The following is a 15,530-nucleotide window of genomic DNA, read 5'->3' on the forward strand; positions in this document are numbered from 1 at the left end:
GATGCAGTGCTGGATGAAGATTCAGTCGTCGAGGTGTTAGCCGACGCTCCGGCAGATCCACTCTGCTGCGTGGTCGATCCTTGCTGCGCCGTCGAACCCGATTGCTGTGTGCTAGTTGCCGATCCCGACTGCGTGCTCTGCTGCTGGGACGTGCCCGTAGTTGCACTGTTGGTCGCGCTCGATCCTGTGCGCTGAGTGTCCTGCGAGCCGGTTGCCGATTGCGAAGAGCCCTGCTGCGGACGCTTTTGGCTGTCCGAGGATTGGGTTGAACCCTGGGAACCTGTGCCCGCCCCTGCGGCAGTCGGCTGCTGAGCCTTTTCCGACGAAGTCGCGGATGATGTGCTGGAACTTCCTTGTGAAGAAGCCCCCTGACGCTGCATCTGGCCTGGTTGCTCCGACGAGGATCCAGAGGAAGCGGTTGATCCACGATTCTGTCCGGGAGCGGTCTCCGACTTGCCCGGAGCGTCGGACGAGGCGCTGGGTCGGTTCTGGCTCTGGCCTGGAGCACTCTCGGATTTACCTGGAACCTCCGTCGACGTCGCCGGTGGCTTGATCTGCCCGGGAGCGGATTCCGATGAGCCTGGAGCCTGTGACTGCGCCAGAGCAGGGGCTGTTCCAAGGATTAGGGCGATGGCGGTGGCTGTTGTGAACAGAGTGTGACGCATTGAACGCTTTCCTTCAGATGAATCTCTGATGTTGACGGGTCCAACGAAGCTCCTCGGTTTGCGGTCCAGCAGCGCTGGAGGACCGGGGGGCCGCAGTTGGACGTGCATAGATCAACGTGAAAAGCGCCGGTGATGTCCCTGCTTTTATTTTTCTGCGGCGAAGGAATAAACCGCATGGTCATTTCGTTTTTCTCCTTTCCGCCAACAGACAGACGGCGTTCTAGCTGAACCCCAAAGCCGCAATCAGGGCCGCGCCCGATTTACAGTTGATTTACCCAACAAGCTTTAGCTCAAACGCAAGCAGGAACCTTAGCCGCACACATGCGTCTTCATCCACATACAGGCTGATGTTCTTCAGTCTTTTCACATGATGTTGAGTTTAGTAGGTGAACCCATGAAGCGTTCGCACGCTGTTGCTTTGTCCAGTGCTGCCCTGTTCCTGGCCTTTTCTGCCCCATCCTCCGCTCAAAGCTTCAGATCCGGCCAGCAGTGCGTGCCGGCGGTGGCCCAACCTGGCATGTACCACAACTGCCGCCTGCGCGTCGTGCAGGGTCAAGAGGTGTGCCGTTGCACCATCCGCCCCCAGGCGTCGCGCCGGATCGAACGGCAGAATAGCTGGGACCAGAACGCCTCCACGACCGGATCGATCGCCACCCGACCTGTGGCTGGCTCAGGGTTTGCCTTGCCGGGGTCTGGCACTCTCGGGACGGGCACCACTGGTACGGCAGGAGCGGGTGCGGTTGGCACTGTCGGCAGTGCAGGCCCGAGCCGCGGAGGGGCAGTCGCAGACAGCGGCAACTCTGGCGGCAACAACAGCGGCACGGGTAACGCAGGTAGTTCGGGTGGTGCGTCAGGCAACGCTGGCTCCGGCAATGGAAGTGCCAGTGGTAATGGCGGGAACAGTAACGGGAACGCCGGCGGTCATGGCAACAACGGCCATGGCAACGATCCTGATGGCAATGACTCATCCAATCCAGGCGGCTCCAACAACGGCGATGGCACCGATGCTGATGGTCCCGCTGGCAACGGCGGCAGCAATGGTGGCGGCCGTGGTGGAGATAACGGTGGCCGTGGTGGCGGTGGTGGTCAGGGCAATGGTGGAGGCCGCGGTGGAGATGGCGACAACGGCAATGGCGGCAACGGTGGTGGAAGGCGCTAAGCCATTTTGACAGCTGACTTGTTCAACGCCCTTGGCTCCACCCGCGCCGAGGGCGTTGTTCGTCGCGTGCTGTCGAAAGCACGAACTGTGCTCTTAATCGATTTGCCAATAACTTAATCCTGTTGGATCTCACCCAAAGTAGAAGGTCCCGGCTCAGAACGAACAACCGTGATCCTGGTTATTCTTCACAGGCAGCAATTTTTAGGGTGAGGGGGCAATCTCCCTCTCCCGGATCAGGCAGCACTCAGGTATGCCGCGCTTTTACATTGATCTAAGAAGCCATTTTGGAACAACCGAAGACCCGGAGGGTGTTGAACTCCCTGACATCGCGACTGCAAAGGCAGAGGCTTTGAAGATAGCGGCAAGCCTGTCGGGGAACTGGGCTCATCTCCCTCCCCAGTATAGCGCCGATATCCGGATTGAGATCATGAGCGAGGACCTGCGACCGCTCCTGATGATCCCATACTTTGAGATCGCCTCAAGCAGTCTCGAATCAAACCTCTTGGATCAGCAAATGTAGACCCCTCGCTGCCAGGCCATCCGACCAAAGAGGAAACTAATCGCAGCTTCTGCGGTTAGGCATCAATGCGGGTGTCGAAGGCTTCTCAGATTTTGCTGGAAAGGTGGCGCAGGCAGCAGGGCGCCCGACCACCTTCTTATTGTGCCTGCTCGTTATCATCGCTTGGGCCGTAACTGGCCCGATCTTCGGGTTCTCCGACACTTGGCAGCTCATCATCAATACCGGAACGACCATCGTCACCTTCCTGATGGTCTTTCTGATTCAGAACACACAAAACCGGGACGGCGCCGCGATCCAAGCCAAACTCGATGAGCTTATTCGGACCAGGGCTGCTCAGAACACGTTCATTGGAATCGAAAACCTCACCCCCGACGAGCTCAGCGAGATCCGCAACGCCTGTGAGGCCCGGGCCCACGCGGCAATGGCAGCCGATCGGGCGGAAGCACACGCCAACCGCAGGGCGCGGCAAGCTGCAGATCGCGCAACCGATGTATGAGCTTGGTCAAAGGAACGAGCAAAACAGAAAGGGACATCGATCATGCACCTTCTTGGAGCCTTGGAACTCGACATCAGGCCAGGAACGCCGGACAATCCGGCTGTCGTCAAAATTGCTCTCCTGCGCTACACCCAGGGCGAGGACGGGCGACTGTTCATCACGTCGGAATGCGTCTCCTTCGAGGAGATCGAGGGGCAGATCAACGCCCTCCAGGATGAGTTAGATGAGTTGCGCGACAGAGCCCGCAGAGCTTTCCAGGGCACCTAGCGATGACCTATCAACGCCGATCCACAGACCATATTCCTTGAGGCCGGCGGGTAAGCAGCCATTAAGTCGACAGGTCTAGAGCAACCTGCATTCAAGGGAGTTGCTCATTATGAAGGGCTTGAAGCTCGACGCTGAAACACGCGTCACGGCCACGATTTATGTTGGACAAGTGATTATCTTCGCCGTGGGCGTATGGCACCTGGGGCTCTGACCAGAGATTAGAAAAAGGCCGCGTCGAGGATCTTAGCAGACGTCGGCGCGGTCCCGGTCCGTGTTTACCCCCACGGGAGGCTCTGACTCAAGGACCAGCCTTGACTGGAACAGGACACCCTTTTGGGAGAGTTTCTTTGCCTCTGCTCGGAACCTGAGCCGTTCGTCGGTGTTGTCCGGGTCTCTGGCTCACCGGTTGCCCCAACGATCCAGGAACTTGAAAAGCGCTTCCTGATCGGGGGCGCTTTTCCTTTCTCCTCTCACATGATCCGGAGTAGCCGAAATGACCACTGGTACGTCACGCCGCACCTTTCATGTCGAAGTTTCTTCGGCTGTTAATTTCTTCTTTACCCCGTCAGCCGATCTAAAGAGTTCATCTGACTTTCATCCCTTCGGCCTTGCCGCAACACCGCCCGACCATGATGGATCGGGGTGCCGCAATCCTATTGTCATGGCACCTGGGTAGTAGCCGCTTAGGACGACTAATCCGTTTGAAGGGTGACTATTCAAAACCCCAGAAAGAACTGCGAGGATCATGTTCAGCATCACCGACTCCGTCACAGCAGCGATCAACATCTTGAGCGCCATCGACGCTCTTGAGACGGCGCATGCACGCACGAGCGCCGATGCCGACATGATTCTTTTGAGCGATCACGAGTTCGATCTCTTGAGCGAGGGCATCGTCAACGCCCGCTATGTACTCACCTCCCACGGCAGACCGGTTCCAGCCATCCTCTCATTGATGGCCATCCGGATTGCATCGTCCGACGGGCTTCCGCGCCCAAAGGTCGACGCTGTCTTGCGGGATCTAAGGGCCGTCGAGCTTCTCGCCGAGGGCGACACAGACCCTCCGGCTACCGCCATCGCAGCATAAGGAGAGCCAGATGGGCTTGTTCCGGCACGAGAACATGCCCGGGTTCCGTTAGGTCCACCCCTAACGGAGAACACCCGTGTTCAGCACTACCCCATTCCAGCTCCAAGTCCGCATCATCAACCGCGCTCAGGAGATCTGGACCTACGACAGCCTTGAAGATGCTGTCCTGGCTCTTGGACGAGCCGCCCGTGAGCAGGGCTTTTTCCTGTCCGACGTCCTTGACGACCATTTTTCCCAACGAAACTCGTGTCGACATCAGCGGCGTCCGCAGCACGGACCGGGTAGGGCACCTCATCGTCCGTACGTGCCTGGGCGATGTCGTGTCCCGCGAGCAGGTCCTGGACCTGTTCTATAGGCTGCAGTCCAGACCCGTTTCACCGAGGGCGCCTACCGCTCCGGCCCCTGGCCCGGTATCCGCCGCCGGCGCGGCCATCGAGGGACCTCCATCCGCGTCGTTCGTACCAAAACGCAATGACCTGGCACGATGCGGACAGGGTGGAAGTCGGAGAGCTTGGCATTCGTCCTGGCCGGATCCGGCGGCAGCGCAGCCTGCCGACCTACTGGTCGGACATCCCACGCCAGAACGAACGCTCCTGGAAGAGCCAGCGCCCGACCCAGTGGCGCTAACGCACCCAAAAGAGCGGTCTGAGCGATCAGGCCGCCCTTTGTCATGGAATCACAGCATCAAGGGCTCTCCATGCTGCTCCACGTTTATGTCCCGAAGCACGGTTCCTCGGCCGCCGCTCTTGTCCTGCCCGGAAGCGGGATCGTCGGGACAGAGGAGAAGGATGGTCGGGTGCTCTGCTACTATGGAGGCAATGCCATCGGCTCCCAGGACCTCAAGAGCTATTATGAGAGGCTGCGGCGGGCTGCGGGCCGCTTGGTCACCAGGTACCCGACAACGGCCATGGCAGCGTTCCCGGTTGAAGATCTACAAGGCGTAGCGATCTTCGATGCCGAGCGCGAGTACCTGCCTGAGGTCAAGGATTACCGGACCCTCGAGCGTTGGGCGAAGGAGCCTGCGTTGACCATCCAAGGCCCGGATCTGCCGGAGGGCGCCCACCTGACCAGCGCAATCGGCGTTCGCTTTGAGAAGGCCTTCCCGCGGCTCCTGATGCGCGACGGCTCGGTTCACACCTATGCCCTCCGATGTGGTCAGATCGTGGTCATCAACATCGCTTCGGGTATGTCAGAGGTCATCAACCCAACCGATAAACTCGCCGACAGCATCCGGCAGGAGGTCAAATCGCGACGCTAGATAGGCGATCCCACCTGGAGGGTGCTATAACAAGGCAGTTAAATTCTTAAATCAGAATTCAAATGCTGCCTCTTCAGCCTGCACCCTCAGATGAGCTCCACGACGCCGGAGGCAAAAGCCGGCTTCGGCTCAAACCTGACGTCGTTGCCGATGCTGTCTTCTACGACAACCTGCGCTACCGGCCCATCTTGACGCGCCGCTGGACGGACAATCCGAACGCGCCATTCGTCCTCTGGATCGGAATGAACCCAAGCGTCGCCGGATTTGATGTCGACGATCCCACGGTAGCCCGGGAGCAGGAGTTCACTCGCCGCTGGGGTTATACGTCTTATGTCAAATGCAATGTCATGGATTACTGTGTGACAGAGCAGAAGCGGTTGCGCGATTCCGGCGTCATTCCTTGCAGCGAATACAACCTCCCAGCCATCCGGGATCAGGCCGGCCGCGCCGCCATGATTGTTCTCGGCTTTGGAGCGATTCACCCGTCCCTCCAGCACTACGCCGACGCCGTGTGTCAGGCGCTGGTCGACGACGGGCGTAGCCTGTGGTGCCTCAAGCTCACGAAGAACGGCAACGCCGGACATCCCCTCTACATTGCCGGCGATACAAAGCCGGTCCCGTACGTTCCAAAGCTGAAGCCTGCTGTCTGAGGCAGCGCCTCGGTGTTCACCCCTCCCGCCATGAGGACTCTCTATATGGCTGCCAAGTTCTGGACCCTCCTGACCGGGGTCGATACGGTTCAGCCCTTCTATAACCAGACTGAGGCTGAGACTGTGGCGGCCGACTTCGTTCAGTCCTGCGATGACAGCCGGACTGTGACTGTCGAGAACTGGCGGGACGAGCTCGCCGCCCTGAACAAGGAAATGGATGATGCCGGCGAGACTGGCTACCTCTGCACGCTGGCCGAGCATTCTGTTCCTGAACTCAAGGCTGTTGCCGTGCTGGAGGAGGGGGAGGTCTGCCGCATCGAGACCGCTTCACCGTTGCTCCAGTAGCTGAAGGTGGCTGTCGTCGAGACGAAGTTCAGCCCGATCGACTACCATTCTGACGATGTGTTTCAGGTTGAGACCCCGCACGGACCGATCAATGCTGTCGTCGGCCATATCCAAAGTATTCAGCCTGAGGAATGGCCAATCGCCACCGTCTTTGAATGAATCTCCGCTAGTGATCCAGCCTGCGTGAGTTGAGTAGAAACGCCATGGCCCTCGATACCTCCGTTTCAGTTCTGATCATTGACGACTATCAGACGATGCTCCGGATTATCCGCAACCTTCTCAGGAAGATCGGATTCACAGACGTGGACGAGGCTAAGGACGGCTGTGAGGCACTGGGCACGCTCCGAGAGAAGCAGTATGGGCTCGTTTTCTCTGACTGGAACATGGCGCCCATGACTGGGTTCGAGCTGCTCTAGGAGGTCCGCGCCAACCCCGCACTTAAGCAAGTGCCTTTCATCAAGGTCACCGCCGAGGCCAGAACTCAAAACGTGATCGCAGTCAAGCAGGCTGGCGTCGATAACTATATCGTCAAACCATTCAATGCCGAGACACTTCGGGCCAAAGTGAGCGCCGTACTCGGGTACGCTCCGTTGCGCAGTTTACAGAACGGCAAGGGAATTGGTTACATCAAACACAAAGTCTTGAGGGCGAAAGCAGCAGTGCCGAGCCAAGCGGCGCGATCTAGGAGGATGAGCCACCTAGACGGATGCGGACGGCTCCGCCCTCAAAGGGAGGACAAAGCATGTGGTTTCTACCCATTAGCTTTGCCCTAGACATGAGAAGGACCCGGACAGCTTGGCGGCTGCGGTTCCGGGTCCAATTCTAGATCGTCTAGGAAACGGAAAGGGGGCAAAAGCCCTTATCCCACTCCGGACCTCAATATAGCGCAGTCCGCATACCTATCCAAGTCTGTATGCCTAGGGTTGGTTTGACAAACAGCCGCCCCAAGGCGTCCGACTGGTCCTGTTCGGGCCTCATGCCATGCGAGCGCCAAACCCCGCTGGTAAGAGCTTTATTTCAGGAATGAGGCAAGCTGACGCTCGTCCGGCAATAACTCCGTTAAGTATTCGTTAACTTTGATTGCCAAAACCACCTGTTCTGTCGTCGAAATACAACACCACTCCGGAAGGGTGTCTTGTGCGGATCTTACCTAATTGACCCAAGCCAACTGTGACGACATCTTCAGGCAAGCTTAGTTGATTCGAAAGAATCACGACGGCAGCGACGGGCACACGTTCTATTCGACAATGAAGACCAACGGAACTGTAGATCACTTCATGATCTACAGGAGCCGGAGAATAGACATCGTGGCGTTCGAATGTTTCTCTGGGTCGGGGCATTACTAATATGTTTATCGTTGTTGCTTCGCAGCAATCGGCTGCGGCTGCCTATGTGTCTGAGTTTCAGCATGAGGGCATCCCCTCGATGGGCTTGTTCTCCAACGATTTCCAAACATGGCTTGAAGAGCCATCCAAGACGGACCTTAACGACGTCCGCGGCTTCCTGATTGACGAAGGTGAAGTCCCGGTCACATTCGCAAAGAGGATTCGGGAGCGCACGCCCGCCCCGATCATAGCCTTCAGCGAAAGTCGCTCGCTCGAGAAAACGCTTGAACTGCTGACCGCCGGGATTGACGACGTCGTCCGCAGACCGATCCACGTAAAAGAGATTCTTGCCCGCTCAGAGGCCGTGTGGCGCCGTCACCGGGAGAGCCAGCCTGTGGCCTCAACTGACCGGGTTCGTGTCTACAACAACGGTCAGGATGCCGAGATCGACGGCATGCCACTGATCCTGCCCCGGCGCGAACTCTGCATTCTCGAATACTTCCACCGCAACCGCGGCCGCTCTGTGACGAAGACACAGGTCTTCAATGCTGTTTATGACGTCAACGAAACCGGCGTCTCCGATACCGTCGTCGAAGGCCATATCAGCAAGCTGCGTAAGAAGCTGCGGCAGCGCCTCGGGTATGACCCGATCCTCGCCAAGCGGTTCGAAGGCTACACCTATCTGGGCTGAGTTTATCCTCAACTGATCTGTTCCTGTAGGAACGACAGAATCCAAAACCCCAAACAAATCTTGCGAGCGCCGTCCGAACCACCTCGGGCGGCGCTTTTGCTTGTCATGAGGTCAACATGCCTGATGTGAATGTTCGCACCCTTGCGGATTTCAAGCGCTTCCTCGCCATCCCTAGAGCCTCCATCGAGACGCTCCGCAACGACGTCATGGCGAGGAACGGCCAAACCCCGCAAACGCGCCCTCAATGCTATGGCATCCGCCAGGTGAAAAAGCTCCAGACAAATGCGGTCCAGTTCACGGGCGACAACTGGCTCTGGTTCGACAAGGCCGCCAAGTACCGGTCTGCCGGCGATGTCGTCACGATCGACGTCAGCAAGGCTGAGCCCTTTTGCGGAAGTAATCGACTACAAACTCTCCATTCAGCCAACGGCCTAAAACAGGGAGGCATCCATGGGTTTGACCTGGATCCGCAAGGACGACGTTCGCAAGGCTCTGCTCGATACGAGCAACCAGCACATCGATGCCACCTATCGGGAGGTTAAGAAGCGCAACGGCAGGCCCAACACCTTCAGGGTCGAAGGGTACGCCCAGTGGCACAAGAAGCATCCGACCGAGGAGATCGAATGGCCGGACGAGGGCAACGCTCAGGCTGCCTGCCTCCGCATTGCGGCCTGCTACACCCAGGCCGCCGTTTCCTCGGGGCAGGGCTCCGCCACGTAAGGATCACCACCGATGACCTCCAAAGCACAGGTTCGTGACCAGAAGCTCAAGCAGTTCGTCGAAGAAGCTCTCGATGCCGGCGTCTTCTATGAGCGGGCGCCCTGACAGTGAATGCCGCAGCAGCAGCCTGCGATGACTGGGCGATTTCCTCTCTGATCGACTCGTCCTCTGGCAAACTTCCGAATAGTAGACACTTGCTTAAACTCATTATTGTCTCATGGCTTGACAGATAGCCATTATGATGACCGACCCTCCGGCCTGCAACCAAGACCGCGGTCTTAATACCCTCTTTGCGGTTCCTATTACACGTCCTGGCGCTGTTAACCTCATTCTAATCGGGATCGGCGGATTGTTCCCATGCAGATCATCCATGGCCATGAACCTTGGGCCTGGCGACTGCGTCCCTGTGAGTTTCCCGTTGGGAAGATCCAATGGCTAAAGAACATCCTGCTCCATATGCGATGGAGCTAAAGCGGTCCTGGCGTGTGATCGTCCCGGTTCGCGGGAAGCTGACGCCGAAAATATGTCCGGAGCGGTTCGCCTGCCGGGCAGAAGCTGAGACTTGGATGGGTACGGCCGATGGTCAACGGATGATCGCGGCTGTCCGTGAGGGTGAGACATCCCTGCTATAAAAATCGAGGCCTGCAAAAAATGAAGGGCAGCCGTGCTGCCCAGTGTTCTTGCGTGCCGTTTAGGCACGAACTATATTGTGCAGTGCAGCACAGCGATTGACGTTGCTGTGCTGCAGCCCTTCTTGGGCGTTTCCTCCCTGAACTTCGGGCCGCTTTCGAGCGGCCTTTTTTCCTTGGGGGTGAAACTACAGGCCAGCCATACCCACGCAATAGCGAAGAAGTCGTAGCTGTCCGCCACTTGCCTTCGCTCTGGAACCGCCTACGGCCCAGATTGCCGCTTACCATGCCGCCTTGGGCAAACGCCGCTTCCACCGATCCCCACGGGGCAACTGGTCGACTGCTGCCGCTTTACGTGTGGATCTCGACAGCCGAAGGGGGATGACTATGCCCGTCTCCGCGGCAACTCGACCGCTCTCGACGATGTGCTCCGCCGGCGGTGCCGCCCTCTCTTCGGCAGCCATCACGGGCGCAACTTTGCGCTTGCGTCTAATCACAGGCGCCGGTGCCGACTCTGCCGCCTCAGTGGGCTCCTCAGCAGGGGCCGCAACTTGGGGCTCGAGAGGCAGCCTCGGTAAGCTCTCCAGAATCCTGCGTTCTACCGCGGGGGGCTTTTTTCTATTCTCCTGCGACAATTCCCTGTCAGCAAGACGTGCAACTGGCGACGATAGCTTTTGCTTCGGCTCCACAACAAACCGCTCGAATGAAGACGGTTTGTGAGAGGAAAACTTGGAGCGTTTTACTTCGAATGTGAAAGATGGGGATGTTTTCTTCATCTGAGAAACAACCATGTCCCGCGTATCGGCATGGACCGTATCGGGGAATGGATAAGAGATTCTTTCTAAGCGGATCGGGAGCGGACCTGACATCTTGAACACAGGTCTCGGGAAAACCCAGAATGTGCATCAGCCAAGCCTGCAGATACATAGCACGGCCCGTAGACGAGGCAACATCCACAATGCTCGATCTCTTTGACGCGGCTGGCGATCTCTCCGCCTGCTATCGAAGCCCTCCATGCTGCCACTGCCCTCTATACGGCAGAACCCGTCGTGGAAGTCCTGATCGACCGGATCGGCTGGCCCGATGCCGACGGCAGGCTCGTCGACCCCAGCGCTGGCGACGGCATGTTCATGGTCCGCGCTCTGAGCCGCCTTGACCTCGCGCCCGATACATTTCCAGGAAGTCGCCCCTGTTCAGAGCTGAGAGCTTCATCCTGGTGCTATGCAATCTGCCCGGGAGCGGGTGCAATCCCACCTGATCGGCAACGGCTTGTTGATCGCTTCTGCCCATAAAGCCGCGCAAGCCATCGTTCACCATGGGGATTTCCTCACTGGGAGCCCCGCGCCTAGCACCTTTCGGTTCTGTGCAGGCAATCCCCCTTACCTGCGCTACGGGCATCTGCCTAGGAAGGCTCGCACCGCTTTAGCAAGGGTAGGCTGGTTGGCGGACAACTGTCATATGTAACTTTGCTGCGATGATCTCGTTGGCACTGTCGCATGTCCAAAGGAGGAGTTTCCTGTTCACGCAGGGCACAGGAGACGCCGATCACTGCTCGTGAAACAGGGCTGATTTGAGCTCAATGGCTGCAATCCTCGTTAAACCGGACGTTCCGAAAGCCTAAGGAACCCCGGTTCCTGACCCGGAGTGGAGTTCTCCTTTACCAGGTGGAGGCCTCTTCTTGGAAATGGGTCAATGAAACAGATCTACGGCCGCTTAGTCGAACCTAACAATTGGAAGGCTCTACGTCTTATCAACTCGAGTTCGGCAGGGTTGCTTGTTTTACCCGGCGGCGGGAACTAACATGTTAATAGGTCAAGGTTCGCGACAGACGAACCAGATCTGGGAAGAACGCTGTCCTAGGAGGATCGTATGGCATGCACTGCTCGCCTGTCCGCACTTGCTCTCACCGGTTTTCTGCTCACGTTCGTTGCGTCCCACGCCGCGCCCAAGACCGTCTCGGGTCCGGGGCCGGATCCGAACTGCTTCAAGCCGTGGAATGCCCAGACCAAGTACATGCAATGGGATAAGAAGCCCGGGCCGTACCGCCTCGCCGTGGTGAACGGTTTCGTCGGCAATACTTGGCGCATCCAGATGATCCAGACCGCCAAGGCTTATGCCGAGCAGGCCGGCATGAAGGACAAGATCAAGGAGCTGAAGGTCGTCTCAACCGGAACCGACGTCGCCGCGCAACTCGGCGCCATCGAGGACTTCATTAACCAGGGTTACGACGCCATCATCACCATCGCAGTGGCGCCCGAAGGCTTCGACCGCGTGATCCGTCTGGCTGATCGCAATAACGTGGTGATCGTGCCCTTCGACAATGTGCTCGACACCGACAAGGTCATGCAGGTGAACGAGGACCAGCTCGAAATCGGTCGCCTCTCGGCGCGGCATCTCCTGAAGGAGTTGGGGCAAAAACGCGACGGCAAGATTCTCGAAGTACGAGGCCTGCCTGGCAACTCGGTGGACCGCGATCGCCACCTCGGCTTCCGCGAGGTAATGGAGAAGGAAGGCAAGTTCCAGATCGTCGAGGTGGTGGGCAACTGGGACGATGGCACGGCCCAGAAGGCTACGGCCGACGCGCTCGCCGTGCACGGCAAGTTCGAGGCTGTGTTCACGCAGGGCGGATCGACAGGATCCGTGCGCGCCATGATGGACGCGAAGCATCCCTTTGTGCCGATGGCGGGCGAGGGCGAGAACGGCTACCGCAAGCTCATCGCGCAGCATGCGGGCGAGGGGCTCAAGGGCCTGTCCTACAGCCAGTCGCCGGGTCTTGTGGCCATTTCCATGAAGGCCGCGATCTCGGCGCTCGAAGGCAACCCGATGCCACAGCTCATCTCGGTACCGATTCCGGTTGTCGACTACACGACCCTCAAGGACAACGTGAACTATTGGTCAAACCTCTCTGATAACTTCTTCGCGGCCAACGAATTCCCGGCCTGCGGCGTGAACGTGACTGCGCCTGAGATCATGGCGAAGGACGCTAAGAACACGCAGTAAGAAGCACACCGTCAGAGCACCTCGGCTCCTGTCCTGACCTTCGCCCGGACAGGAGCCTTTTCCGAATCTCGAAGGGGTTCCATGCTCGAACCTGCACCCTTCTTCGCCCTCGAAAACATCTCCAAGCGCTATGGCGGCATCCATGCTTTGCGGGATGTGGATTTCGCGTGCAGTCGCGGGTCGATTCACGCTGTCTTGGGAGAGAACGGCGCCGGGAAATCGACTCTCATGAAGATCATGGTGGGCGTCGTGCAGCCGGAGGACGGTCGCATGGTGCTCGAAGGCGCACCCGTCACGTTCCCAAACCCTTCGGCGGCGAACCGGGCCGGGATCGTGTGCATCTTCCAAGAACTCTCGCTCATGCCGGAGCTCACGGTTGCCGACAACATCACCTTATCGAGCCCGCCGCGCCGCTTCGGCTTCATCGACGGCCGCGGGCAGCGCCGGCGTTCGGAGGAACTGCTCGCCCGCATCGGCTGCGAGGACATCGACCCCCTGAGCCGCGTGTCGGACCTCCCGCTTTCGCGGCGGCAGATGGTGGAGATCGCGAAGGCGCTGGGCCGCGATCCGAAGCTCCTTATTCTCGACGAGGCGACCTCCGCGTTGACCTCCGCCGACGTGGATCGCGTCTATCGAATGCTTTTCGAACTGAAGGCGCGCGACCTGAGTATACTCTACATCTCCCATCGCATGTACGAGATCGAGGCGCTGGCGGACCGCTGCTCGGTGTTCCGCAACGGGCGGCACATCGAAACCTTCGTCAAGGGAGCGCGCAGCCACGACGAGATCATCGGGCTCATGATCGGCCGCGAGATCGAAGGGCAGTTTCCGGCAAAGCCCAGGCGGCCACGCCCGGAACCCCTCATCAAGATCCGCGATCTTTCCTGGGAGAGCCGGCTCAACGGTGTCGGGCTTGAGGCGGGACGCGGCGAGATCGTGGGGCTGGGCGGTCTCGACGGGCAGGGACAGAAGGAGTTGCTGCTTGCGCTCTTCGGTGTGCTGCGGGGCGTTCGCGGCACGGTGACCCTGGAGGGCCAACCCACGGCGGCGAATTCGCCGAAGGCTGCCATGAGCGGACGGGCCCGGATGGCGCTCGTACCAGAGGACCGCAAGAGCGAAGGGCTCATCCTCTCCATGTCAATTGCCGACAATATCTCTATGGCCTCGCTAGACCGTCTCTCATACGGGATGTTCATCGATCCGGGCCGCACCCGTCAGGCAGTGGAACGGGCCATCGAGCAGTTGCAGATCAAGATCGGTAGTGCGGGCGACCCGGTTTCAACCCTGTCCGGGGGCAACCAGCAGAAGGTGGTGCTCGCCAAGTGGCTTGCGACGAATCCCGATGTTATCCTGCTCAACGACCCGACCCGGGGCATCGATGTTGGAACGAAGCAGGAGATCTACAGGCTCATGCGTGAGCTCGTGGAGAAGGGCGCCTGCATCCTCTTCTACTCGACGGATTACGAGGAGCTGATCGGCTGCTGCGACCGGGTTGCCGTCATGTATGACGGCCGCATCGTCCGGGAACTGGAAGGCGATGCCATCACAGAGCGCAACCTCATCGCCGGCGCGCTCAACATCGCCGAACGGCGGGAGCCTGCTCATGTCTGACACGGTGCTCCCTCCCGCTGCCGCGGAGCCGCACGAGAAGACCCGCCGCTGGGGCGAGGGCTTGAGCCTGCGCTGGCTGCAGCACGCCGGCATCCTCGGTGCGATTGCCCTCTTCGTCGTGCTCTACCTGTTCTACCAGCTGAACCATCCCCGAGGATTCACGGGGCAGATCCTGATCCAGAACGCCAACGAAGTCTTCGCCCTGGCGCTCGTGTCCATGGCGCAAACCGTTCCCGTGCTCATGGCGGGCCTCGATCTCTCGGTCGGTGCCGTGATGACCCTCGTGGGCTGCATCGCGAGCCACCTCGTCGCCGGGAGCCCAGGCGAGATCGCGCTCGGCATCGCAGCCTGCATCGTCGCCGGCGCGGCGTGTGGCTTCGCCAATGGCTGCGTGGTCGTCTACGGGCGCATTCAACCGATCATCGCGACGCTCGCCACCAGTGCGATCTATATGGGGCTCGCCCTCATCCTGCGGCCGACGCCCGGCGGAAAGGTTCACGAAGATTTGTCCTGGGCCGTCACGAGCGACCTGCGCGAGTTCGCGGCAACCTTCGGTCTCTTCGACAATGGCGAGGCCGCCTGGCTGCAGCCCTTCGCGTGGATCCCGGTGCCGCTCGTGCTGCTTGCGATGATCATCCTTCTCGTGTGGGTGCCATTCACCCGTTCTGTCACGGGGCGCACAGTTTATGCGATCGGGTCGTCCGAGGGCGCAGCCTACATGTCGGGGCTGCCGATCAATCGGGCGAAGCTCGCGGCCTTCACATTGGCTGGCCTCTTCGCCGGTCTCGGCGGCCTGTTCCTGGCGCTCCAGACTTCGTCCGGCAATGCTGACATTCCCCAGGCAGGCGCCTACACGCTGAATTCCATCGCGGCCGTGGTCATCGGCGGTACCTCGCTTCTCGGGGGCACCGGCAGCGCCATCGGCTCCATGATCGGCGCGATGGTGCTGCGCACGATCTCCTTCAACTTCCGCATCTTCGACGTGGCGCCCCTGCTGCAACCTCTCTTCGAGGGGCTTGTGCTTCTCGCGGCCGTGAGCCTGGGTGGACTGAAGCTGCTGCGTACCAAGAACAAGCTCGAGGTGTTCCGGTGAGCAGAACTGCCGACACG

Annotated in this window: 14 protein-coding genes and 1 pseudogene; all 15 read left to right on the plus strand. The window is 59.4% G+C overall.

What is annotated here, in order from left to right; genetic code table 11:
* Positions 1-1,405 precede the first annotated feature (1,405 nt).
* The 15 genes and pseudogenes from MA07_RS30095 (at position 1,406) to MA07_RS09860 (ending at position 15,513) form a co-directional block, all read left to right on the plus strand.
* Complete coding sequence (locus MA07_RS30095) at positions 1,406-1,834, plus strand: hypothetical protein (protein ID WP_160195416.1); 429 nt, start codon at positions 1,406-1,408, stop codon at positions 1,832-1,834.
* 240 nt (positions 1,835-2,074) lie between these two features.
* Complete coding sequence (locus MA07_RS09775; protein ID WP_036349998.1) at positions 2,075-2,344, plus strand: hypothetical protein; 270 nt, start codon at positions 2,075-2,077, stop codon at positions 2,342-2,344.
* A gap of 61 nt (positions 2,345-2,405) precedes the next feature.
* The gene (locus MA07_RS09780) at positions 2,406-2,840 is read left to right on the plus strand and encodes a low affinity iron permease family protein (RefSeq protein ID WP_036349999.1); all 435 of its coding nucleotides are present in this window, start codon (positions 2,406-2,408) and stop codon (positions 2,838-2,840) included.
* 42 nt (positions 2,841-2,882) lie between these two features.
* Positions 2,883-3,107, plus strand: a complete 225-nt coding sequence (locus MA07_RS09785; RefSeq protein WP_036350002.1) for a hypothetical protein — start codon at positions 2,883-2,885, stop codon at positions 3,105-3,107.
* Between the two features lie 745 nt (positions 3,108-3,852).
* Entirely contained in the window at positions 3,853-4,191 is a 339-nt protein-coding gene (locus MA07_RS09790; RefSeq protein WP_036350004.1) for a hypothetical protein, read from the plus strand.
* 471 nt (positions 4,192-4,662) lie between these two features.
* A complete protein-coding gene (locus tag MA07_RS30100) occupies positions 4,663-4,818 on the plus strand; it encodes a hypothetical protein (protein ID WP_160195417.1) in 156 nt (51 codons plus the stop codon).
* Between the two features lie 70 nt (positions 4,819-4,888).
* Positions 4,889-5,449, plus strand: a complete 561-nt coding sequence (locus MA07_RS30815; protein ID WP_244445216.1) for a hypothetical protein — start codon at positions 4,889-4,891, stop codon at positions 5,447-5,449.
* Between the two features lie 62 nt (positions 5,450-5,511).
* On the plus strand, positions 5,512-6,099 hold the full coding sequence (locus tag MA07_RS09805) for a DUF1643 domain-containing protein (protein WP_036350011.1): 588 nt from the start codon (positions 5,512-5,514) through the stop codon (positions 6,097-6,099).
* Positions 6,100-6,144: 45 nt separating this feature from the next.
* The gene (locus MA07_RS09810; RefSeq protein ID WP_036350013.1) at positions 6,145-6,444 is read left to right on the plus strand and encodes a hypothetical protein; all 300 of its coding nucleotides are present in this window, start codon (positions 6,145-6,147) and stop codon (positions 6,442-6,444) included.
* A 203-nt stretch (positions 6,445-6,647) separates the two neighbouring features.
* Positions 6,648-7,019, plus strand: a pseudogene (locus MA07_RS09815) (response regulator); the annotation flags it as partial.
* Positions 7,020-7,791: 772 nt separating this feature from the next.
* Positions 7,792-8,460, plus strand: coding sequence for a response regulator transcription factor (locus MA07_RS09820; protein WP_036350014.1), 669 nt, complete (start codon positions 7,792-7,794; stop codon positions 8,458-8,460).
* Between the two features lie 450 nt (positions 8,461-8,910).
* Positions 8,911-9,180, plus strand: coding sequence for a hypothetical protein (locus MA07_RS09830; protein ID WP_036350018.1), 270 nt, complete (start codon positions 8,911-8,913; stop codon positions 9,178-9,180).
* A 2,498-nt stretch (positions 9,181-11,678) separates the two neighbouring features.
* Positions 11,679-12,809, plus strand: coding sequence for a sugar ABC transporter substrate-binding protein (locus MA07_RS09850; RefSeq protein ID WP_036350025.1), 1,131 nt, complete (start codon positions 11,679-11,681; stop codon positions 12,807-12,809).
* 81 nt (positions 12,810-12,890) lie between these two features.
* Positions 12,891-14,420: a sugar ABC transporter ATP-binding protein gene (locus MA07_RS09855; RefSeq protein WP_036350026.1), complete on the plus strand. Its 1,530-nt coding sequence runs from the start codon at positions 12,891-12,893 to the stop codon at positions 14,418-14,420.
* The gene (locus tag MA07_RS09860) at positions 14,413-15,513 is read left to right on the plus strand and encodes an ABC transporter permease (RefSeq protein WP_081928890.1); all 1,101 of its coding nucleotides are present in this window, start codon (positions 14,413-14,415) and stop codon (positions 15,511-15,513) included. Before MA07_RS09855 ends, MA07_RS09860 begins: the two co-directional genes overlap by 8 nt.
* Positions 15,514-15,530 lie beyond the last annotated feature (17 nt).

Source organism: Microvirga sp. BSC39, assembly GCF_000739015.1.
Taxonomy (GTDB): domain Bacteria; phylum Pseudomonadota; class Alphaproteobacteria; order Rhizobiales; family Beijerinckiaceae; genus Microvirga.